22 protein-coding genes are annotated in these 20,521 nt (G+C 52.5%); 17 read left to right on the plus strand and 5 right to left on the minus strand.

The window, feature by feature from the left end:
* Window positions 1-20: 20 nt before the first annotated feature.
* The 10 genes from GWQ44_RS04830 (at window position 21) to GWQ44_RS04875 (ending at window position 6,395) form a co-directional block, all read left to right on the plus strand.
* Complete coding sequence (locus GWQ44_RS04830; protein ID WP_275926753.1) at window positions 21-740, plus strand: hypothetical protein; 720 nt, start codon at window positions 21-23, stop codon at window positions 738-740.
* 68 nt (window positions 741-808) lie between these two features.
* Window positions 809-1,084 (plus strand): hypothetical protein, encoded by a 276-nt coding sequence (locus GWQ44_RS04835; protein ID WP_275926754.1) that lies wholly within the window; start codon window positions 809-811, stop codon window positions 1,082-1,084.
* Window positions 1,081-1,605, plus strand: coding sequence for a hypothetical protein (locus GWQ44_RS04840; RefSeq protein ID WP_275926755.1), 525 nt, complete (start codon window positions 1,081-1,083; stop codon window positions 1,603-1,605). Before GWQ44_RS04835 ends, GWQ44_RS04840 begins: the two co-directional genes overlap by 4 nt.
* Window positions 1,605-2,096, plus strand: a complete 492-nt coding sequence (locus GWQ44_RS04845) for a lysozyme (protein WP_275926756.1) — start codon at window positions 1,605-1,607, stop codon at window positions 2,094-2,096. The genes GWQ44_RS04840 and GWQ44_RS04845 overlap by 1 nt, the downstream gene beginning before the upstream one ends.
* A complete protein-coding gene (locus GWQ44_RS04850) occupies window positions 2,096-3,043 on the plus strand; it encodes a minor capsid protein (RefSeq protein WP_275926757.1) in 948 nt (315 codons plus the stop codon). The genes GWQ44_RS04845 and GWQ44_RS04850 overlap by 1 nt, the downstream gene beginning before the upstream one ends.
* 137 nt (window positions 3,044-3,180) lie before the next feature.
* Window positions 3,181-3,543, plus strand: coding sequence for a phage protein Gp36 family protein (locus GWQ44_RS04855; protein WP_275926758.1), 363 nt, complete (start codon window positions 3,181-3,183; stop codon window positions 3,541-3,543).
* Window positions 3,540-4,001, plus strand: a complete 462-nt coding sequence (locus tag GWQ44_RS04860; protein WP_275926759.1) for a phage virion morphogenesis protein — start codon at window positions 3,540-3,542, stop codon at window positions 3,999-4,001. Before GWQ44_RS04855 ends, GWQ44_RS04860 begins: the two co-directional genes overlap by 4 nt.
* A gap of 10 nt (window positions 4,002-4,011) precedes the next feature.
* Window positions 4,012-4,452, plus strand: coding sequence for a hypothetical protein (locus GWQ44_RS04865; RefSeq protein WP_275926760.1), 441 nt, complete (start codon window positions 4,012-4,014; stop codon window positions 4,450-4,452).
* Between the two features lie 41 nt (window positions 4,453-4,493).
* Window positions 4,494-5,246 (plus strand): hypothetical protein, encoded by a 753-nt coding sequence (locus GWQ44_RS04870; protein ID WP_275926761.1) that lies wholly within the window; start codon window positions 4,494-4,496, stop codon window positions 5,244-5,246.
* Between the two features lie 123 nt (window positions 5,247-5,369).
* Window positions 5,370-6,395: a hypothetical protein gene (locus tag GWQ44_RS04875; RefSeq protein WP_275926762.1), complete on the plus strand. Its 1,026-nt coding sequence runs from the start codon at window positions 5,370-5,372 to the stop codon at window positions 6,393-6,395.
* Between the two features lie 36 nt (window positions 6,396-6,431).
* On the opposite strand, the gene GWQ44_RS04880 is transcribed toward GWQ44_RS04875, so the two are convergent.
* Together GWQ44_RS04880 and GWQ44_RS04885 are read right to left on the minus strand one after the other, a co-directional pair.
* Window positions 6,432-6,755: a hypothetical protein gene (locus GWQ44_RS04880; RefSeq protein WP_275926763.1), complete on the minus strand. Its 324-nt coding sequence runs from the start codon at window positions 6,753-6,755 to the stop codon at window positions 6,432-6,434.
* Window positions 6,748-6,906: a hypothetical protein gene (locus GWQ44_RS04885; RefSeq protein WP_275926764.1), complete on the minus strand. Its 159-nt coding sequence runs from the start codon at window positions 6,904-6,906 to the stop codon at window positions 6,748-6,750. Before GWQ44_RS04885 ends, GWQ44_RS04880 begins: the two co-directional genes overlap by 8 nt.
* Window positions 6,907-7,189: 283 nt before the next feature.
* On the opposite strand from GWQ44_RS04885, the gene GWQ44_RS04890 reads away from it, so the two are divergent.
* The 7 genes from GWQ44_RS04890 to GWQ44_RS04920 all read left to right on the plus strand — a co-directional run bounded on the left by GWQ44_RS04890 (window position 7,190) and on the right by GWQ44_RS04920 (window position 17,380).
* Window positions 7,190-7,597, plus strand: coding sequence for a hypothetical protein (locus tag GWQ44_RS04890; protein WP_275926765.1), 408 nt, complete (start codon window positions 7,190-7,192; stop codon window positions 7,595-7,597).
* A gap of 302 nt (window positions 7,598-7,899) precedes the next feature.
* A complete protein-coding gene (locus GWQ44_RS04895; protein WP_275926766.1) occupies window positions 7,900-10,674 on the plus strand; it encodes a phage tail tape measure protein in 2,775 nt (924 codons plus the stop codon).
* Window positions 10,675-10,712: 38 nt separating this feature from the next.
* A complete protein-coding gene (locus GWQ44_RS04900; protein ID WP_275926767.1) occupies window positions 10,713-11,585 on the plus strand; it encodes a hypothetical protein in 873 nt (290 codons plus the stop codon).
* Window positions 11,582-12,526: a hypothetical protein gene (locus GWQ44_RS04905; protein WP_275926768.1), complete on the plus strand. Its 945-nt coding sequence runs from the start codon at window positions 11,582-11,584 to the stop codon at window positions 12,524-12,526. The genes GWQ44_RS04900 and GWQ44_RS04905 overlap by 4 nt, the downstream gene beginning before the upstream one ends.
* A complete protein-coding gene (locus GWQ44_RS04910; protein WP_275926769.1) occupies window positions 12,519-14,204 on the plus strand; it encodes a hypothetical protein in 1,686 nt (561 codons plus the stop codon). Before GWQ44_RS04905 ends, GWQ44_RS04910 begins: the two co-directional genes overlap by 8 nt.
* A complete protein-coding gene (locus GWQ44_RS04915; RefSeq protein ID WP_275926770.1) occupies window positions 14,164-14,964 on the plus strand; it encodes a phage BR0599 family protein in 801 nt (266 codons plus the stop codon). The genes GWQ44_RS04910 and GWQ44_RS04915 overlap by 41 nt, the downstream gene beginning before the upstream one ends.
* A gap of 16 nt (window positions 14,965-14,980) precedes the next feature.
* On the plus strand, window positions 14,981-17,380 hold the full coding sequence (locus GWQ44_RS04920) for a phage tail protein (protein ID WP_275926771.1): 2,400 nt from the start codon (window positions 14,981-14,983) through the stop codon (window positions 17,378-17,380).
* A 65-nt stretch (window positions 17,381-17,445) separates the two neighbouring features.
* Here the strand turns inward: GWQ44_RS04920 and GWQ44_RS04925 are convergent, their stop codons facing one another.
* The 3 genes from GWQ44_RS04925 to GWQ44_RS04935 all read right to left on the minus strand — a co-directional run bounded on the left by GWQ44_RS04925 (window position 17,446) and on the right by GWQ44_RS04935 (window position 20,504).
* The gene (locus GWQ44_RS04925; RefSeq protein ID WP_275926772.1) at window positions 17,446-18,636 is read right to left on the minus strand and encodes a relaxase/mobilization nuclease domain-containing protein; all 1,191 of its coding nucleotides are present in this window, start codon (window positions 18,634-18,636) and stop codon (window positions 17,446-17,448) included.
* A 4-nt stretch (window positions 18,637-18,640) separates the two neighbouring features.
* On the minus strand, window positions 18,641-18,970 hold the full coding sequence (locus tag GWQ44_RS04930) for a hypothetical protein (protein ID WP_275926773.1): 330 nt from the start codon (window positions 18,968-18,970) through the stop codon (window positions 18,641-18,643).
* A 1,030-nt stretch (window positions 18,971-20,000) separates the two neighbouring features.
* Complete coding sequence (locus GWQ44_RS04935) at window positions 20,001-20,504, minus strand: zinc ribbon domain-containing protein (RefSeq protein ID WP_275926774.1); 504 nt, start codon at window positions 20,502-20,504, stop codon at window positions 20,001-20,003.
* Window positions 20,505-20,521: the final 17 nt, after the last annotated feature.

A 20,521-nucleotide genomic window follows, 5' to 3' on the forward strand; every position in this document is an offset into this window, starting at 1 on the left:
TCCACTCATTGGAGTTCAGCATGGAAGAGAATTTGCGTCGTCTGTTACTGGCATTCGAGGACTGGCTGGTGCGAGAGGGGCTTTTGGGGGACGCCAAATTCTACACGCCTGCTGAGTGGCAAAAGCGGGGCGAGGACTACCATAACGACGCTGTGGCGATCATGGTATTCGACGGCAGCACTGTCCACCACATGCTGAATTTCGGCTGTGATTTGACAGAGTTTGACGACATCTTCGAGTCCTTCGGTTTCTGGTATGAGCTGGGCCATAGCTGGAATTTGGGGATCTATCCTGAAGAGGATTTTGACTTCACGCCTGTGGCTCGCATGTCCTATTCGCAACTGCTCAGAGATCCTCGGTGGAGGCGCAAAGCTGACTTGGTCAAGAAAGTGGCTGAGCATCAGTGCCAGGACTGCGGGTCAGGAGGCAGGCTAGAAGCGCATCACTGTTACTACGCTCGAATGAGCAACGGATTCCATCCTTGGGAATATCCATTGGGCGCTCTGCGGGCGCTGTGCCCTGATTGTCATGAGAAGCGCGAAAAGGTCGAGATGAGCTTCCGAGCCTGGTCTGCAAAGCTCACTCACCAGCAGCTCGTTCAGCTCCAGACGGGAGTAGATCACGCCGGTTATTGGATGGGGCATAACGAGCTTTTTGAACTACTCAATGAATCTAGTAGAAATGAGTGTGAAGAACTCCAGGAATTACACAAAAGGGTCATGAGTAAGCCTACTCGGTAATATCGGCTGTGGTAATATAATAAGAAAGGGCCAAAGAGCTCTTCTGACTAATAATAAGAAGAATAACAATGTCAGCAAACCCTCCGGCGCCCACCAACGCCTCGAACTTGGTTATTTCCTTATACGCTCTGATTCCACTGCTTTCACTTGTGGTTAGTGGTGTGTGGGCCTATTCCGGGTTAGACAAGAAAATCGAACTCCTGGATCAGCGCGTCGACATCGTCTCAGCTCAAATTCAGACTTATCAAATTGAGCGCAAAGAAGACAGCAAGCGCATTGAAGACAAACTCGACAAGATCAGCGTGAGGATTGATGCCCTGATTGTTAAGGGGGTGTCGAAATGATTGCCATCGTATCTGCCATCTTCGGATTCTTGGGGCCGTTTGTTCCAAAACTCTTTGACTTCTTTCAGTCGAAACAAGATCACGCTCAAGAAATTGAGATGATGAAGTTGCGGATGGAATCGGCCTCCTCTGAGCACATGTGGAAGCTCGAAGAGATCAATGCCCAGGCTGACATTGCTGAAGCTGTCGCGGTGCATAAGCCCGAAGAGTCGTATGCCGACAAGCTGATTTCGAGTGTTGGGGGTGGGGCTCTGCCGGGGTGGGTTAAAGCGTACGTGGCTTTGATCGGTGTCCATGTCGATTTTGTGATTCGGATGTGTCGACCTCTGATCACCTATCTCATGGTCGGCTTCTACATGTTCTACAAGAACGCTGTGTTCCATGCCCTGCAGTCAATGGGATTGACGGGCTATGAAGCACTGAAGGGCAGCTGGACTGAGTTTGATGAAGCCATGCTGGCCGCAGTCATCAGCTTCTGGTTCGGTGGTCGTATCCTGCAACGTCATACGAAGGCCAAGTAATGGCTGGCTCGCTGCTCGAACAAGCGGTTGAGATCGCAGCCAGGTTCGTGAGTCGTCCTGAGTTTGATGGACTACATGATCCGGATCGCTCCACGGCTGTCATTGAGCCTTACTACGACCCAGTAGGGCTTCCGACGATCGGGTACGGCCATCTGCTTTCGCGCAAGGCTTGGGCGCCGTTGGAGCAGTTTCCAGCGATCACGGTTGCACAGGCTGAAGCTCTATTGCGAGCTGACTTGCTGAAGGCTGCCGGTGCAGTGATGCGCCTGGTCAAGGTCAAGCTCAATGCGAACCAGGTCGCGGCCCTGATCGATTTTGTGTTCAACGCGGGGGCGGGGAATTTCGAGATTTCGACGATTCGCAGAGTGATCAATCGAGGGGATTTGGCGGCGGTGCCGGCCCAGCTCATGCGATGGGTGTATGCCAAGGGCGTGAAGCTGCCAGGGCTCGTAAAAAGGCGCCGGGCCGAAGCCGAGCTCTGGGTAGCTTGATGGCGAAGTCACGAACAAAGGAAACCATCACCCGCCACATACAGCTCAGGGGTCAGTACACCCGCATTGCCCGAGGTGCTGTTGCTCAGCTCCAGCAGCTCAAAGAACAGGTTGCTGCGGAGCTTCAGGACGGCTTGAAGCGCAGCTCGATGCTCACGATCTTTCAGTCAAAGGCCAAGCTCAGGAAGATCGACCGGGCAATAGCTGACCAGTACAGCACAATGGAGCGTGATCTGGTAGATGAGCTGACGGAGCTTTACAAATCACAAACGGACTGGAATTCCGAAGCCCTCGAAGTCGACATTGGCGGTGCTCAGACGAGTGAGGACTTCATTCGATCGTTCATCGAGAGTGATCCCTTTGATGGCAAATTGTTGCGGGAGTGGGTCGGGGAGCAGAGCCTGGCAACGCAGAATACCGTGAAAAGGGCTGTTCGACTGGGTGTCGTCAATGGGTTGCCGGTGAGCAAGATCGTCGATGCGGTTACGAGCGATCCAGTGAATCCGTTCAACGCTTCGCGGCGGAACATTGAGATCCTGGTGCGTACGGCCTCGGTACATGTCACGTCGAATGCTGACCTGCTGGGGTTCGAAGAAGCTGGGGTTGAGCAGTACCAGTTAAGCGCGATCTTGGATACCAGAACGACACTGACTTGCGCTGCCCTCAACGGTAAGAAATTCAAGGTCAGCGATCCGAAACGAAAGGTGCCTCCGTTTCACCCAGGTTGCCGAACGACGATGATTGCAGTGTTCGACCCGGATGATGAACCAGTGCCGGACACGTTCGACGACTTTCTCAAGGGTCTGGATGAAGACGACCAAGTGAAGATCCTTGGCCCCTCTCGATTCAGGATGTGGAAAAAGGGTATGCCGCTCGATGGCTTCGTTGATCAAGACTCCTACCACGTCATCCCTTTGACCGAAATGAAAGGCTTGTCGCTGTCATAAAAAGCGGTTCTCTTAACCCAAAGAATCTTACTTCCACCCTCAACCCCCTCTCTTCTATTTAAAAAGAGAAGGTACCGTTGAGGGTAAGAAGCCCAGGCTAGGAGACCATAAACCCATTTCTTTGGTTAAGAAAAACTATGTACGCAACCTACCTTGATTACACCTCAGAATTCCCGAATGACCAGCTCCCCAGCGAAGGCGAAACTCGGATCGCCCGCGTCATCGAGAAGGCCTCCCGGCTCGCAGATAGCTACATTCGGTCTGCCGGCCTTGATGCTCCACTAACCGACGTCGAAGCGATCGAAGACATCAGAGGCTTCGTTTTAGACATCGCTCGGTACTACAGGTGGGACGAGAACCCCACGGACGAGCAGCGGCTCAGGTTCGAAGATGCCCGGCGATGGCTCGAAGGCCTCGGAACTGGCCGCAACCGAATCAGAACTGCGACTCAGGAATCCCGCAAGTCTGGCTTCCACAACGTTCGGTTGATCCGGTCATGATCACATCAGCAACCCAGCCCATCACCCTTGAAGTTGACGCGGCGGCCCTCCAGGAACTCATCAGCAAGGTGAAGCGCCTGGGCCCCGCGAACCCGCACGTCAAGAAAGGCCTGAATCAAATTGGCGTTCGTTGGATTGCCCGAGTCAAAACCTGCTTCCAGCGCAGCATTGATCCGTATGGCAATCCCTGGGCCCCCATTCAGCACCGCCAATGTCAACCATTGCTAGACACTGGCAGACTAAGAAACAGCATCAAACACAACGTCCGAGGCACGAATCTCGAACTAGCCAGCAATCTTATATATGCTGATAACCATCAATACGGCATCACCGTTAAACAAAGACGGTACCTGCCAGACAAACAAGGCCTCCCAAAAACCTGGCTCGCTGAATACCAAAATATCCTCTTGCAAAACATCGAAAATGCCCTAGCCACAACTCCGCCTGTGATAAAATAAGAAGAAAAACATGGCAATCACAGAAACCCTAGAAGCCTACAAATCCCTCATCGAAAGTTTGCCATCAAAGCCGAAGGTAGATCTTTTCTCCGGCAAAGTGGCTGATGAGACGCTGAAGAACATCTCGCTCCAGGGCGACCAGTGTTATGTGCTCTTGGCATGTGGCGGTGGGCCAATTGTCGCCGATACTCCCAAAATGTACTGTGATGCCATCTTCGGCGCGTTCATTATCTCCAGAGCAGACCAAGATACAAAGGGGGTCTCCCGTCGAGCCATGAGTTTGGGCGTTGAGATCTCTAGGGCTCTGAAGAAGTACCGTGGCGTCGCAAGCTCTAATCCAAATCTACCAAAGATCCAGTCATTTGAAGAGCTTCTATCTGGATTTAGGTCTCCAAATAATAACTTTAGCGCCTGGCAGTTGGCGTGGACGCACTATGTTGCGTTCGATTAATAAATGTCCACCACCCAAACAATAAGAACAAAGGTGATTACATGTCTGTAAACGTAAAAGACACAAGTATCGGCTGGATCGGCAACGGAGCCATCCTAATCTCCGTGCTTGATGAAAACGATGAGCCCACAGGTGGCTTTACCGCTGTCGCGCACTCGTCATCGGCTGTGTTGGCCCTGACCTCGGATAAAGTCGAGATGCAGGACACCACTTTTGGCACTCTGTCGACTGCGAAGAGCAAGGTCATCAAAAACTCCGGTGAACTGACCATCAACGCGAAAGATTTCAATTCTGAATTAATGCGCCTTGCTCTCTTTGGATCGCTGTCCAAGGATGCTGCAGTCGCGTCGAAGGTCTGGACTGGCAAAGCCTACCTGGGCAAGAGCGTGGTTGTGCCAGGGGTGATCGCATCCGTAACGACCGTAACTGTTGCCGGCGAGCCGCTGGATGCCGGGCTTTATCGCGTCTCCGGTGGCTCCATTGAGTTTGACGCAGATGCTGGTTTCGAGGATGGCGCTGTGGTCGAGGTCACGTATGCCAGTAAGGCCACCACTCGCCTCGAAGGCCTTGTGAACAGTGGCATCAACGTCCAGATAGTCTTCGATGGTTTCAACCTGGCGGAAGACGACAAAGAGGTGAAAGTGACCTATCACAAAGTCTCACTGTCGCCTGCAGCCCAGCGTCAGCTCATCACCAGCGACTACGGCGAGCAGGAGATCAAGGGCACATTGCTTGCATCTAAAGCCGTCAGCGGTAGCGGGCTGTCTAAGCTATTCCGGGAGGAATACGCCTAAGCCATTGCGGCTCCAAGCCACGGGCCTCAATGGCTTGTGGTTTTCGCATGACTTACCTCCCAGCAGGCGTTATTTTATGGTGTCAGGCCTCAAATGGCCCAAGGTAGACGCTCTGGGGGGGTAATGAGCTCAAAATATTCAGACTTAACGACAAATGATGTTCGCCGTCTCATTAACAAGGGCGAATACACAGTAGAGCTTATCGAGCTGGTGAGAGATAAAGGGGCGATCGTTCGCCACCTTGAGGCCACAGAAATTAGTCCTTTGCCTGGATCGATTGTCAGCTACAACGTCTACAATCAGATAATCCAAGAGATTAACCTGGATGGTGTGGTTCGCGCTATAGCTGAAGACCGTAATAGGGCTATGTCTGAGAGTTTGTCTATTCAGTATGGCAACATTTTAAATAATCTGGCTTATTATAGAGATAACGGTGATCGACTCGACGGCCTAAACTCCAAAAGCCTTGACGCTATCTCGCCCTTTGAGTTCGGAAGCATGAAGGGGTTAGGAAGCCTTAATGATTTTTGGGTCGATCCTGATGATACAGTACGAACTGTTGACTCATATGTGAATATTCTGTTTGTTTACATTATGAGTGGGTACTGGCTGCACGGCCAGGGTTTTTCTGTTGATACTACCAGCACCAATAAGATCGAAAGTCTAGAAAGTGCAGTGAGGGAAATATATCAAAAACTGCTCATCGACTACGATGGCCCCGGTGAGCCAGATAAGGTGGCGCTGATTAATTCCGTATACGCCTATGTTTATCTAGAGCGGGAAGTTGACACTAAGATAATTGAGGATCTGGTGGTTCATGATGGCCGATGTGACACACCTGTCGATTTTTTCGAGAGCTTCAGCAAGCTCTGTCTTGAAAAGAATTGGAATAATGGCAGGGATAGATACGAATATGAAGCTGTTGATAGTTATAGGAAGAATGCTGCAGGCAGACTAAAATACGCTACCAAGCTCCACGATATTCTTACAAAAATCGAGAATGTTAAAGGAATCATTCCTCAGCTGCATGCAGCAGGGGAAATTGATGAGGCCTCGCTAAAGCTAGGGGCTGGTTTTGTAAGATCACCACTTTCAGTAATTAGAGTTTCAGCCCAGAGCGCTACATCTTTGATTGGTAGCGACAACTAACACACAAAGCCGGACGCGTAGTCCGGTTTTTTTGACTCAGTGGTTGTATTTGTACCAGATCTGCCGTGCTGCTGCAGTACACCACGATTCCTTGAACGCCTCTAACTTGTGGAATGCCCTTTCCAGTCCAGCCCTGGCATTCAGACAGAAACCCTCAACACATCCCTGGTCAGCCAACTCATCCAGCAGATGGGTTTCGATGAACTCGGCCAGCTCATCAATCCTTTCACGCTCATAAGCTGGATCATTGCGCTCAACGACATTCCGCTTGCACATGTACTCCATAACTTCCTGAAGAGACATCGAATTCATCTGCTCATCACATAGCAACGGTGGTAGATCAGTGCGAGCATCAAACATGATCATTCTCCTCGTCGAGGGCCAGAAACCTGTATTCCTGCAGAGCCTCTTCCACCATCCAATCGTTTTCAGGCGGAATGAGTAGATCACAACCGATCGAGCCTTCGACTTCTTTGCGGAATTCTACGAAGTTATAGGCATCTGAATTCATGGCAATATCTCTGACTGCGGCATAAATCTCAGACTTGGTGGCTACCAGCTCGGGATCGTATTCAAAGTCGCTGATTTCAAATCTCTCTCTTGTTGTGTATTGCTTATATCTTCAATACTACCGATGCCTACCATGCCGCGCTAGTAGACATCGCCGACAACCGAGGTATACAGCGAAAATAGTTCTACCTCGATTTTCTTTGTTGTCAAACTGGGTTTGGCGCACAGGGGGGGCGGGGTTCGGTATAATGGAAAAAAGCCACACAGAATAATAAGAAGAAACCATGGCACTCTCAGATCTCGTGATCCCCTCGCGGCCCATAACTATTACCCAGGCATCCGCTGACAAGCCGGAAGTCACTATCGATGTGTTCGGGCTCACTACCGAAGATTTCATTTATCTTGTTGATGGGTATAAGGAAGCTCTGGGCGCTATCTTTCTAAATAACGTCAAAAAGTCTTTGGCTGATCCCGATGTATCCAAGCAAGTCTTGATGAGCTTTCCTGGTTTTTCGGCTGCCTGTGTTGCATGTGCTTGCAAACAGCGTAGTGCCGAAGAGTATGTTCGAAATCTCCCTTTCCCCATCCAGCTTGAGCTGCTGGCAACAGTCTTCGCTCTGACATTTCCTGATGGTCTAAAAAAAAGCCTGGAAAAGCTGCTACCGACGATCTTACCCCTGCTCAAAAAGTAGCTCAGTTCGAAGCGGCAAGGAAAAAATCCAAGCCTACCGAAGAACAAGATCCAGAGCAGTTTGCGCTTGTGCTTATCGACTGTTGTGAACTGCTGATAGCAAATGGTCATGCCGGGCTGAATCCCTACCAGTACTCAATCAAGCGCCTATTGCACTTGGTTAGCGTTCATAAAGAGCGTCTGCGTGACCAGCTAATGACCCGGATCATCGCTGACCATATGTCTCGCATTGCAATTGCTACAGGCGACGGGAAAGAATTCAAGAAGCTAATCGACCAATTAAGCCAAAAAGAAGAATAATAAATGGCAGGTTCTACAATTATTCAGCTCGTTCTTCGAGCCCGTGACGACATGTCCAAAGGCCTTAGTAGCGCTACTGCTAAGATCGGTGCACTTATTGCTGCCTTTGCTGGCGCTAGTGCAATCAAGGAAACAGTTGGCCAGCTTACTGAACTGGATGTTGCTGCGAAACGCTTGCAAGTCAGTGTCGAGGATTTGACTGCTGCTCAGTACGCGGCATTCAAAACCAGTGGCGTCGGGGCAGAGCAGTTCGTAGACGCCCTGGAAGAAGTTCGGATCAAGATTGAAGAGATGAACTCAATCCAGTCGGGCGGTGCCATTGATTTCTTCCAGATCATGAAGACATCTAGCGCCGAGTTCATTAAACTGAATCCGCTGGAGCAGCTACAAAAGATTTCAGATGTTATGAAGGGCATGTCCTCTAGTGCCCAATTTACTTTCTTAGATCAGATCGGCTCTGACAACTTACGAAATTTGCTTCCACTGCTTGAGGATGGGTCGGGAAAGTTTAAAGATCTGATGCAACAGGCCAAGGCCGCTGGTTACACACTAAGTAGTTTGGATACGAAGAATGTCCAGCAACTTAGCCGAACGTTCAACGAGCTGTCCACATCAGTCTCTGTCAGCTTTAAAAAGGCTGTGGCTGACGCTGCCCCGGAATTCACTGCACTGATCCAAATGATGCTTCAGGGCACCACTGACGTTAAGACTGGGGTCAGTGAGCTTGGCACGTCTGGTCGAGAGCAATTCCGTGGAATCGTGAACGCAGCAGGTCAGGCCTTTGCCGCGTTCGGTCGGGTCGGCGATGCCCTTTACGCAATCTTCTTCGCGATCGCAAAAGGGGCCACTGACACGGCTGGGGTCTTCGCTCTCGGCTTCGATCAGATTCTGACGTATCTCGGCAAGTTCGTGAGCAGCTTTGTCACGTTCTATCGCAAAGCGTTCGCGGACGTGTTGAGCTTGGTCGGCAACTCGTTTGTCCCTGGCATTCAAGCACTGCTGAACAAGATCCCTGGCAGCCTCGCCAGCTCAATGTCGTCAAGCCTCGACAGCGTCCGCAGCTACATCAACAGATCAGTCGCGGATCTCAACAAGCCAGTCAGCATCAACCTCGGCGGCGGCATCTTCAAAGACTTCGCTGCCCAAGCCGACGGCGCTTCAAAAGTCCTAGACCAGCTCGGCCAGCAGGCAGTGAAGGCAACGCTCACTGGCGTAGGCGGGATCAGCGGCGCCATCTCAACCGCCACCGACAAACTGCTCGATGCCGGCGCCGCGATTGAGGCTCAGAACAAGGCCTTAGTAAAACAGGATGCCGATCGAGCCAAGCTTGGGATCGGGAAAGGCGGTGACGCCAAAAACAACCTGACCAAAACTCAGACTGCCGCAACCCTAGCCGCGACCCAGGCAAAGCTCCAGGCCGATATCGCGAAGATGGCGATCGACAAGAACATCGAGCGTATCCAGACGCAACAGCAGCTCGAACAGAAGGCCCTGGACGCCCGCGTAACTGCAGAAAAACTGACTGCCGGTGAGATCGCCGATCAACGCCTAGCGATCGATTTGAAAGCAAACCGGGAGATCAGCGACCAGCGCAAAGCTTCAATCGGCGAAGATTTGAAGGTGTTGCAGGCCCAGCTGGCGGCACAGCGAAAAGTCCTTGGTCAGTCGACGATCGACAGCGAGCGCGGGACTGCTTTGGGTGCGATTGCTGACCTGGAAGCGCAGATCACGGTCAAGCGCCAGGAGCAGTTGAATTTGACCAGCGCTCTGGCGAATCAGGAGGCTCTGCTCAAGGCTGATAGGGCTTCTGCACTCGCGGATTCGAAGGCCCAAGTTGACGCGATCAAAGAGCAGCTCCAGGTCGATCTGCTGCGCATCAGGGGCTCTGACTACAAAGCTGATTTGCTTGAGATCGAGCGCGAGTTTGCTGACACGAAGCGCATCCTGGAAGCGATGGGGGAAGACTCCACTGCTGCTGCAGACCTTGTTGCCGCGAAAAAGGCCAAGGCCGAATTGGATGAGATTGACCGGCAGTATGCGGCCCTCAAGCGCAAGCTGGAAAACAACCAAATCTCGTCGAAAGACTATCTGACCCAAGTGAGTGCTCTGGGCGAGCGTGGGCAAAAAGCTTCTGAGACCACGGGCAATCAGGAGGATGTTGATCGCACGAAGGACTCCTTGGAAGCGGCCAAGTCTGAGGTCTTCAGCTTCAGCAAAACCTGGAAAGATCTGCAGGGCAGCATGTCGAACGGCCTGGGCGATGCATTCACTTCGATCATCAGCGGCTCCAAAAATGCTCAAGAGGCATTCGCTGACATGGGTGCTGCGATGATCGGCACCATTATGCAAGTCATCGCTCAATTGCTCGTGCAGTACGCCATCCAGTCAATGCTGGGAATGGTAACTGGTGGGGGCTCAACAGCAGTTGGGGCGGCCTCCAGCGCAGCGAGCTCAGTCAAGTTGCCGGTTCACCATGACGGTGGCATCTTCGGCTCTGGTGGTGGTCGATTCCGTACCTTGTCATCTTCCTCTGGACTCAATGCTGATGAGGGACTGGCAGTGCTCCAGGATGGCGAAAAGGTCATGACTAAAGCCGAGCAGCGCAGGAACGAAGACCTTTTGGCCCGTGGGGGAGGAGGCTCAGGCGGTCAGCAGAAGGTGACGATCAACAACGTCTTGGACTCCCCAAGCATCGCATCAGCCCTGGAAGGCCATGATGGCGAGCGAGTAATCATGAACCACATTCGCGCAAATCGTTCCGAAATCAAGAGCATGTAAATGCTATAATAAAGCAAAAGGCCTACAAGAATAACAACATGGCTCTCTACACTTTCACTGCTGCATCACACACCGATTTTGTGACAAAACTCCTTGCCAATGTTGTGGCCGAGGGATGGGTTGTTGAGTCGGATCAGCCTTCTTTTAAAGTCTTGCGCGTGCCTGCGGGTGGGTACGTGGCGCTGTTGATTGACGGCGTGAATATCGAGCTGCAGGCGTTTCGGTCATTTGATCCAGGTCGTGGAATTGGCGATCAGATCGGGGCTATTAAGACGCCAGTCGGGGGTTACAAGCTGCCTCGGTTGCCGCTACATGACCAAAGCTTCCAGTGCTGGTTGTCAGTGTCCGAAAGGCGCTTGGCCGGGGTATGCCGGATCTCCAATGCCTATCACAGTTTTTACCTGGGGTTGCTGCTGCCGTTTGCGAACACTGAGAGCTACCCGTTTCCATGTTTTGTCGGGGGATCGGGTGATGCTGAGCTCTGGTCTTCCACTGCCTCCACAGCCTCAGGCTTCCCTTGGTATGGCGGGACTTCGAGGCCACCGAGGGTTTGCCTGCCTGGCGGCGGGTGGCAAGCAGTAGCCAAAAACGACTCTGGCGACAGCCTTAATTTCACTCCGAACTACGGGTATGACCTGGGCTACGTGTGGCCCTTTGACGGCGGTGTTGCAGGCCTAGGCAAGACCCTTGCCGGGGATCATGTCTTGTACAACGCGATGGTGGTCTCAGGCTCTCCAGCTACTGGTGAAGGTGTAGATGACGGGCTCTGGTGCGGGTACCTCGACGGCGTATTTGCAGTTAGCAATGTCGGGGCTTCGGCTGAGTCTGTGATCACGATCGGCGCTGACCAATATCTCCTCGTCCCGAACATCTTCAGGGGCTCCCAATCCTTCGCTCTGAGGCTCGCATGAAATACCAGACTGGCTCGTTTGCGGGCTCCGAAAACCTCCTGCAGCTTTTGAGAGAGAGGCTTTTCGCCGAGGGCTGGGTCGTTGACCTCCATGCTTACGTCGACAGCGCTGACTCCCGCTTCGGGAAGCGTTTGCACATGCGCAAGGGGTCTACGTACATCGCCATGAGAAGCTTTGACGACTTCAACCCAACTGGTGCGAACTGGAGCAGCGGGTACGGGAAGTCTGGCATCGATATGCGCATCAGTACTGGCTTTGATGCAGCCCAATCCTGGTTCCAGCAGCCTGGCTACTCGAACAGCGGTCGTTATGTGCGAGCTGGGGCTTCAGGGACATACCATCTGTTCACTGCTGGTGAGCGGGTGCTGCTGATTTCTGAATTTGAAAATGGGCGCTACAGCCATGCCTTCTTTGGCGACGCACCTGTCATCGTTGCTGGAACTGGTGGGAGTGTTCTGACGGGGATGGAATACGCAGCTGGAGATGGTAAAGCCGTGCCCTTCGATCACTCCGGTGCCGTCACTTCGCTGTGGGTTTCAAAGGTGGATTACAGCGGCTGGCTGTATTCGTATCAGGACTCCGGAACTCGCGGGTTTGCCTCTGGGCTGTCAGCTGGTAATGGCGTGCGCGTGCCCAACTTCAGTCCTTCTTCGCCTGGGCAAGTTGGCACGATCGGAAGCAGCGCCAGGAGCTCAAATAGACTGAATGGGCTCTCTGCTTTGATGCCGGTGTACACGTACGTCTTGAATGACGGTGCGTGGTCTCCATTCACTGAGTTCGATGACTTGTACTTCGTGAATTGCGACCTTATGAACGCTGGGCAGGATTATGTCGTGGGTGACCAAGCATTCAAGGTGTTCCCTTTCTTCGGGAACGAGATCCCGGCAGTTCGCATTCAACCGTACTTCCAGCTGGGCTTTGCGGTGAAAGTCGATGCCTAAGATTTCCCCTGGATTCCTGACCATTGCAGCGGTTGAGCCTGGATACTGTGGCTATGAGTTTACGCTCGATCCGAAGCCGGTGAGTGCTAGAGCTGGAGTGCGCGGTGGGTACGGATACGTCGGATACGCAGGCCTGAATCTGGTACATCAGGGGCTTGAGGCGGGAACGTGGGGAGACGTGTTTTTCGACAATGTATTTGTATCGCCACCAGTGATTGATGCAGGACTTATCACTGGCGGAGAGTCGTTCGAATTCTCGATTTGGCATTCGTATCGTTCGAGCCTGCAGCTGGCCGGGGTTACTGAATCTGGAGCTGATGGGGTCGACCTAGATGGCATTCGTTCAGGTCGAGTGGCCTCTTTCGTTTCATCAGCGTACTCAGTTTTTCTTAACCAAGCATCCGGTGACTTGAGCTACAGAGCCTCTTTTGATTTTGGTCAGGCAGGCTCATACAGCTTCCAGCTCTCAGCGACGATGGCCATTGTTCTGCATTTCTCAGTCGACTGGAGCATGCAGCCAAAGCTCCGGCACAGCTATCTCACCGAGGTCATTGAGAGCTGGAATGGGTCTGAGCAGCGGATCTCTCTTCGTGACCAACCTCGACTCTCGGCCACGTATCAGTACGGACTTGCTGACGCCGACCAGTACCTCTTCAGCAGCCTAGTCGGGAATTTTTCAGGGCAATATTTGGTTCCTATCTGGCCCATGCAATCTGAGATAGCAGAGCCTGTTGCAAGGTTTGATAGCAAAGCGGTCGTGACCGATCTGAGCGCATGGGTCGTGCCAGGCTGCCGAGTGATGTTGTCTGACGCTGATACGTGGGAGATCTGCGTGGTTGCGTCAGTTGCAGGTGGCGAGGTGATGTTCAGTGATTTGGTTAAGAAAAACTACCGTAGCGGCTCTCGCATTGTTCCCATCAGCCAGGCCTGGATCAGTGAGGATGTTTCGTCCACGACACATGGGATGGACGTCGAAGTTACAGGGGCATCGTTTGATTTCGACGAAGTCGAGCTGCATCGTCCTGAGCCTGTCGACGACTTCACCATTTTCAATGGAAGGCGGGTTCTGGACGTCAGGCCCGACCGATCCAAGGACTGCACTCTTCAGTACAAGCGTCTCCGTGAAACCCTTGATCCCAGCACCGGACGGCGATACATCCATGATCGTGTGCAGGGCGCAGTTAAATATCTCCAGTACAGTTGGAGATTCTTCGGCCAGATTTTCCGAAAACGATTTGATGACTTTGCTGAGCTTGAGCGCGGCGCCCAAGGCGAGTTCTACATCGAAAGCCCTCTAGTGGCTATGCAACTGGCCAAGGATGTCGAAGCCTCGACACTTGAGATAATCATTGTCCAAGCCAACTACAAAAACTTCTTGAAGTCCAACACGTTCGCCCCTGCGATTGCACTCAAGTTGTATAATGGAACTGTGCTATATCGAAACGTCAACAGTGCGATCCAAGGGCAGGACAACACCGAAGTGGTTACGCTTCATGAACCGGTCAATAACATCAGGATGGAAGACGTCGAGTATATAGCACCTCTATTTCTAGGTCGTTTCGAATCTGACGAGTTTGCTCAAACTTTCGATACGCCCGCCGACAGCTCAATCACAAAAATAATAAAGCAGCTGATCTATGTTGACTCTGAAATCGATAGAGCGGTCACTCTCGCTTAACAAGCCTGTCGAGCTATATCTGTTCGAGTTTGGCTCGCAGTTCTTCGCCTACACCTCTAGCTCCAAGGCTCATCTTCACACTGATGGCATTATTTACGAACCGTTGGCAATGAAGCGTGGTAAAGTCCAGAGGACTGCCGAAGACTACAAAAACCAGTTGACGATTGATTTGCCTGGCGACTCCCCGGTGCCCTTGCTGTTCCGCTCGCACCTACCTGCCAAGCACGTCAATCTCAAGATTTTTAGATCCCAGCGCGACGACAAGAACCTGTACGTCAACGTGTTTGCGGGCGAAGTCAGCGCTGTAGCTTGGAACAACTCAATCGCAACCCTCACGTGCAATCCTGCCAGCGCTTTGCTCCGGCGTCAGATCCTTCGTTTCGGCTATCAAAGCCAATGCAACCATCACCTCTACGATGACCTCTGCAGTCTGGATATCACGCAATACCAGGAAAACCAGACAATCCTGAAAGTCGAAGACGGCGGCGCCAAGATCTTCCTTTCATCTCTTAATCATGAAGCTGAATACTACTTAGCTGGTCTTGTCTCGTTTGACGAAACTGACTATCGAATGATCCTGGAAGTAGATCCTGAAGAAAATTCAGTGACGATGATTTCCGGGATGGACTCATTATCAGCCGGTAGCCAAGTCAAACTTGCCAAAGGCTGCGATCGCTCTGCTAAGTCCTGCCAATCTTTCAACAACTTTGACAACTTCTCAGGATGTCTGACCATTCCTGACGAAAACCCATTCCTATAAAAATAAGAAGTAACTCATGGGCGCCCTCGCTATTTTTCAAATAATCATGATGGTCATTGCTGTGGCCATGATGTTTATTGGCAGCAAAGTGAAAGATGACCGCAAGCCTGCCGGATTAGAAGATTTCACTTTCCCGACCGCTGCGGAGAGACCGATTCAAGTTCTGTACGGGACTCGAAAACTCGGTGGAGCCAACGTCCTTTGGTATGGAGATCTCCGCTCAAAAGAAATTACGAAGAAAGTGAAATCTGGCTTCTCGTCAAAAAAGATGACGATTGGTTATAAATATTTCATGGGTGTTCAGCTGGGGATCTGTCACGGGTCGGATGTAACTCTAAAAGAAGTTTGGTTTGACGACGACAAAGCCTGGTCGGGCCAAGTGACCTCTGGTTCTTTCACTATCAACAAACCTGATTTGTTTGGCGGTGAAGAGAGCGGCGGCGGAGTTCAGGGTACCGTCAGCTTCTACAGCGGCGGGCTGCTCCAGAAGGTGAACGCTTACCTGCAGCGGGTGGTTGGTGCCGACCTCGTTTCTGGCTTGCGCGGGGTCTGCTATGCCGTCCTTGAGCAGTTTTACATTGGCAATACTGAGACGCCTGCGAAGGTCTCTTTTGTCTGCAGTCGATTTCCCAAATCCCCTGGAGGAAACAAAGCACTAGAAGTCATCGGAGATGATGCCAACCCTGCCTTCGTGATCTACGAATTTCTGACTGACAAGCGTTTTGGCGCGTCAATTTCAAGCGCATTGGTCGACCAGGCAACGATCGAGGCTTGTGCCCAAATTCTGTTTGACGAAGGCTATGGTGTCAGCGGCGCGGTCGATTCGGCAAAACAAGCATCAGCGGTCATCGACGACATTCTAAAGGTTATCAATGGATCTCTCGTTACTGACGCGGCAACTGGCAAGCTTAAGCTAAAGCTGGCTCGCGAAGACTACGTGATCGCCGACCTTCCAGCTCTAGACGCTTCGAACATCAAAGGCATCAGCAACTTCAACCGGGGCAGCCTGGACACCGCAGTCAACGAAGTCAAAATCAAATACATGTCGATCAGCGATGGCTTCACTGAGCGCACTGCGACTGCGCAAAACCTGGGTCTCCGGATTCACAAAGGTGACAGCGACGGCGTTAGCTACGACTACATGAGCATCTCGACCGGAGCCCTTGCTGCCAGAGTCGCGCAGCGAGAACTCAGGCCTTTGTCAGTGCCCCTGGCTAGCTGTATCGTCGAGTGCAATCGCAGCATGTACGACATCGAAATGCTCGACGTTGTCACTCTCGACTGGCCGCCACTCAATGTCCAAGGCCTGGTCATGCGAGTGATGGGTGTCGACGTCGGGAGCCTGAATGACAGCTCTATAAAACTGACGCTCAGCCAAGACGTTTTCGGTGTTCAAAATACCGTCTACGCAGATGGCGGCGAGCGCACTTGGACACGACCAGTCATCGAGCCAGTAGATCCGCCGAGCGTCCAGATCATCGAGGCGCCAACAATCTTCAACGAGACTGCAGGCCTGACACGCACGCTCATGACACTTGTCGAACAGCCTGCAGCAGGCCAGAACTACAAGCTGATCACGAGACAGGGTATCGAAAGCTGGAGCGAGCAAAGAGATTATCCATTCACTCCAGTCTTTACCCTCAGCGAAGCTCTTCCTGCAAGCCCTGCAAGCCCTGCAAGCCCTGCAAGCCCTGCAACCCTGGCCACCGGGCCCATCATCAGCGGCGACATCAGCATGCTCGACAACTACAGCCAAAATGAAAACCGAGAAGCCCTGGGCATCCTGTACATCAATGGCGAGTGGCTCTGTTACGAGACGTTCATGATCCTCACCAGCACTACCGCGCAGCTCAAAAACGTCAGGCGCGCCCTGTTCGGTAGCACAGCAAAAGACACCCCTGCAGGCACGAAAGTCTGGGCAGTCTCCGAAGGCTATGGCATCACCCTCGGCCAGTTCGCCCAGGGTTCAGCGGTCTACTTGAAGACGCTCGTCAAAACTCAAACCCGCCGTCAAACCGAAGCCGAGGCAGCCGAAAAAAGCTTTGTCGTCAAAGGCATCAATGACCTGGTTTTCCCGCCTGCTCGGGTGTTGGTGAATGGCGTTGAGGGTGGTGAGATTTCTGGGGTGGCTGAGGTGTCCTGGCGGTACCGGAGTGGGGCTGAGCAAGCTGTCGTGTTTTACAGTGATGATCGTGATCAAGCCTTTGCTGGCACCGTGTCGATTGCGGTGTTTAGCGGGGGCGTGAAGGTTGAGCAGGTGGACAATTTGACCGGGAATTTCTGGCGTTTCGAGGGCGAGGCCAGCAGCAATGGCGGGGTGTTGAGGGAGGAGCTGGAGTTCAGGGTTAGCACGTACAGCGCAGGGGTCAGCTCAAATCCCATTGTCGTCATTGTTACTCGTTCTGCGACGACTTGAGCTCAGTCGATTTCGTTACGGCCATGCCGAAGTCATTAGAATCCCCGGACTCCGGGGATTTTTCATTACAGGGCTAGCGCAGGATCCTCTTCCCACGCTATGGCCAGCTCCTGCTCCTGTTCGGCCCTAGGCAGCGTCACCCAGTCGCTACGAAGCTGGTAATAGGGCTCGCCAGGCTTTTTGTCTTCAAGCTCCCAGTTTGCGCGGATGCCCAGCAGGCTCAGGAGCAAGGCAATGATGGCTTTGATGGTGTCTTCGAGCTCCTTTTGCTGACGCGCTTTGAAGCTGAGACGGATGGGTCTTCGATTACGGGCTCTGAGCACGAGATAGAAAACTCGGACTCGCTCTTCGCGTTCTGCATCTCTTCGAGCAGCTTCAATCTCAAGTTCGCGAAAGGTTTCTGGGTCATATTCGATGCCTTCCTGTGTTGTTAGTTTTTGGAATGTGAGTCGGCTGCGTTTGAGCTTACGGCCACTGATGACGGTGCCTTGGTGCTCGTAGCTGATGCCTGTCGGCTGGCCATCGGCGTTCTTCGTGAAGTGAACGTAGACCTGTTGCCGACGCAGGAGTGACACAAGCATGAACATGTCGCCATGAGCCTGCTGGGTGGCTTCGACGGCGCCGGCAATCTTCGCGATCATTTTGTGCTTGAGAGGGATCGTTCCTTCGCGTTCAGCGGCCTCCATCTGCGCACGAGAGATCGCCGTACCCCATGTTTCTGAAGGCGCAGGTGCTTTGCTCAGGCCAAAGTGGTCTTCGATGCGGCCCGTGCTGTCGCAGCTTCTGGAGCGCTCATTGGAGTCCTTTACCATTGAGAACTCTTCGTCCAGGCGGATGCGGTTTGCGACGATGTGGCAGTGCTCGTGATCAGTGTCACCATGAAGTACTGCAACCCACTTATTTGTCTCATCAAAACCGAGGTCGGACAGGAACATATCGATCGCTTCGCTCCATTGTTTGTCGTTTAGGTGCTCACCTGGAGGCAATGCGAGGATTGCGTGCCAGACGGGCTTAACGACTCGATCGCTGTCAATTGCGTTGTCCCGCAGTTTCTCGACAGCATCAAATTCGGCAATCATTCCCTCGACATCGATCTTGTCTTTTTCGTGCCCATTCCGAAGCGGGTCAGGAGAAAAGCAATTCCGACCAATTGTTCTGATAGTTGTCAGTGCGTGCTCGTGCTTCCGCAGTCCGAAGATATATTCGATACGGTTTCTGAATGACCCAATGCCCTTATCTGTGATTTTCCCAATCATCTTATTATTCTCCAAGACCCAATAGGCGGTTATTGATATCTACTAGCTTTTGAACAACTACCTCGCTGTCTTCACCTTTGCTAATAAGGCCAGCAATTCGCTGTAGCTCTAGCGAGAGCTGGATATGCGACAGCGGGATTCGCACCTTGCCCGCTACCTTCGAACCCACTAAGAAGTCACGCACGAATGCCCCTGCGGCTTGGTAACCTGCTTCTTCACACTTGGCTTTTATAATTGTTCGCTCTTTCTCGCTTAGGCGAATGATTAGTGGCTTGTCCCGACGTTTTGAAGCATCAAGAGTTGGCCTGGCTTTTTTATTGTTATTGTCCATCATCGCAACCTCCGAAGGAGAGTGAGCAGCTTAAATGTCTATCATAGACACAACTGGCCACCCATAAGATCTAGTTTTATTATGCAAATGGAGCAAAGTGTGGTGGAAGTGTTTTATGAGAAATATTTGACTTAAGTGGCGATAAAAGTGCCGCAAATGGCAACTCAAGTGCCAGCGCTGGCAACAGAAGTGCCTTAAATGGCCCGATATACTTCTGACTTCGCAATGTGTCAATGCGATATGTCATGGCTGTTACTGTGCGTGAGTGCGGGGAGCGTCAGGGGTCGCTTTGCTGGTGTGCGAAATTATGAATAGTCGCAGTCCGGGAGAGCGAAATGCCCTCATGTCACTAATGGTGAATGCGAAATACCTGGGTGTCGCAGTCGACCGCAGTGACCTAAAGCTGGGTCGCACTCATGCTGAGCGGAGCCTGGTGCTTAAGCGGTGACTTATATGAGTAGTGTCAGTCGGCAGTGCCAGGGGTTGGACAGACTTTTGGGGGGCATTGGCATAGCCAGCGACTGGACTGATGCAGAGCTGACGGAGCTAAAGGGGGTCTTTAGGCGGGCGTAAGGGGTACGACGAGTGGTTCTGAAATTGCACACTGAGTGCACACGAGGTAGCGTGGGGAAAGGCTGTGGCCCAGTAAAATCAAGGCCTGTAGAGGGTTGTGTCGATCCCATCCATCATGGGTGCCACGCTAAACCGCCGAGACAGCGTAGGGCTCGAGTTTACTGGGGCTGTAGCTGAATTCTGGACCATTTTGCTCTACGTGTTTGTGGCGTGTTTTGGGGTAAACCGGCGTTTTCCGAGAAATACTGATTCAAGGTGGCAAGCACTTTTGCACGGATGCCAAGGGACTATTGTCATGATCAGGTTTCGCTTACAGACCGCAGGTGGTATCGGCCAATAGGGCACAGATACGGCTGTTGCGACGCTGTCCGAGTTTATCAAGAGAGTTGGGCTCGCGTCTGAAAACAGCTGGCTCGGGATTTGCGGCGCGCTATATAAGGCCCGGGCTGAAAGGGGGACGTTATCTCGTGACCGAGCGCCAAGTCACCAGCCCATCCAGACCATGGGTGGACTTCAGGTAGTTGAGCATGTTCTGTGCCTCGGCTTTTTCTTCAAACGGGCCGGCGAACGCGTAGGGGGCTTCATCGAGGATGGTCGGTATGTCGATCAGCGTTAGCTGCGCGGCCAGTCGTTCAAACTCTTGATCGCTGTTGGCAGTGAATCGTGCCACCCAACCGCTGCGATCTTTCAACGCGATAGGTTCCACTTCGGCCTTGCAATGTTTGCATCGTGTGTCGGCTGCTTTGATGCTCTGGGTGCAGGCAGGGCAGGGGCGCAGGTCCTCATGCACCAGGGCGTCGACGCCAGTCTTCGCCAAGCGTGGCATCAACAAAACAGCGATCAGGGCAACGCCAGGGAGAAAAAGCCCGATTGCAAACCATCGTGGTCCTGATCGGCCACGTGCGTTCGCCAGGTAGGCGGTCATGCCAGTCAGAATGAGCCAGAGAAGTAGGTGGACGCTCATTGCGACTTCCTTTTGCA

This window comes from Pseudomonas sp. 3MA1 (assembly GCF_029237275.1).
GTDB lineage: Bacteria > Pseudomonadota > Gammaproteobacteria > Pseudomonadales > Pseudomonadaceae > Aquipseudomonas > Aquipseudomonas fluorescens_AP.

Excerpts from the sequence above, each read along its gene's own strand:
- GWQ44_RS04850 (WP_275926757.1), top strand. The coding sequence starts at position 2,096 with ATGGCGAAGTCACGAACAAAGGAAACCATCACCCGCCACATACAGCTC.
- GWQ44_RS04930 (WP_275926773.1), bottom strand. The coding sequence starts at position 18,970 with ATGATGGACAATAACAATAAAAAAGCCAGGCCAACTCTTGATGCTTCA.
- GWQ44_RS04890 (WP_275926765.1), top strand. The coding sequence starts at position 7,190 with ATGGCACTCTCAGATCTCGTGATCCCCTCGCGGCCCATAACTATTACC.
- GWQ44_RS04835 (WP_275926754.1), top strand. The coding sequence starts at position 809 with ATGTCAGCAAACCCTCCGGCGCCCACCAACGCCTCGAACTTGGTTATT.
- GWQ44_RS04875 (WP_275926762.1), top strand. The coding sequence starts at position 5,370 with ATGAGCTCAAAATATTCAGACTTAACGACAAATGATGTTCGCCGTCTC.
- GWQ44_RS04935 (WP_275926774.1), bottom strand. The coding sequence starts at position 20,504 with ATGAGCGTCCACCTACTTCTCTGGCTCATTCTGACTGGCATGACCGCC.
- GWQ44_RS04885 (WP_275926764.1), bottom strand. The coding sequence starts at position 6,906 with ATGAATTCAGATGCCTATAACTTCGTAGAATTCCGCAAAGAAGTCGAA.
- GWQ44_RS04870 (WP_275926761.1), top strand. The coding sequence starts at position 4,494 with ATGTCTGTAAACGTAAAAGACACAAGTATCGGCTGGATCGGCAACGGA.
- GWQ44_RS04840 (WP_275926755.1), top strand. The coding sequence starts at position 1,081 with ATGATTGCCATCGTATCTGCCATCTTCGGATTCTTGGGGCCGTTTGTT.
- GWQ44_RS04900 (WP_275926767.1), top strand. The coding sequence starts at position 10,713 with ATGGCTCTCTACACTTTCACTGCTGCATCACACACCGATTTTGTGACA.
- GWQ44_RS04905 (WP_275926768.1), top strand. The coding sequence starts at position 11,582 with ATGAAATACCAGACTGGCTCGTTTGCGGGCTCCGAAAACCTCCTGCAG.
- GWQ44_RS04895 (WP_275926766.1), top strand. The coding sequence starts at position 7,900 with ATGGCAGGTTCTACAATTATTCAGCTCGTTCTTCGAGCCCGTGACGAC.
- GWQ44_RS04860 (WP_275926759.1), top strand. The coding sequence starts at position 3,540 with ATGATCACATCAGCAACCCAGCCCATCACCCTTGAAGTTGACGCGGCG.
- GWQ44_RS04855 (WP_275926758.1), top strand. The coding sequence starts at position 3,181 with ATGTACGCAACCTACCTTGATTACACCTCAGAATTCCCGAATGACCAG.
- GWQ44_RS04925 (WP_275926772.1), bottom strand. The coding sequence starts at position 18,636 with ATGATTGGGAAAATCACAGATAAGGGCATTGGGTCATTCAGAAACCGT.
- GWQ44_RS04915 (WP_275926770.1), top strand. The coding sequence starts at position 14,164 with ATGTTGACTCTGAAATCGATAGAGCGGTCACTCTCGCTTAACAAGCCT.
- GWQ44_RS04910 (WP_275926769.1), top strand. The coding sequence starts at position 12,519 with ATGCCTAAGATTTCCCCTGGATTCCTGACCATTGCAGCGGTTGAGCCT.
- GWQ44_RS04880 (WP_275926763.1), bottom strand. The coding sequence starts at position 6,755 with ATGTTTGATGCTCGCACTGATCTACCACCGTTGCTATGTGATGAGCAG.
- GWQ44_RS04845 (WP_275926756.1), top strand. The coding sequence starts at position 1,605 with ATGGCTGGCTCGCTGCTCGAACAAGCGGTTGAGATCGCAGCCAGGTTC.
- GWQ44_RS04865 (WP_275926760.1), top strand. The coding sequence starts at position 4,012 with ATGGCAATCACAGAAACCCTAGAAGCCTACAAATCCCTCATCGAAAGT.
- GWQ44_RS04920 (WP_275926771.1), top strand. The coding sequence starts at position 14,981 with ATGGGCGCCCTCGCTATTTTTCAAATAATCATGATGGTCATTGCTGTG.
- GWQ44_RS04830 (WP_275926753.1), top strand. The coding sequence starts at position 21 with ATGGAAGAGAATTTGCGTCGTCTGTTACTGGCATTCGAGGACTGGCTG.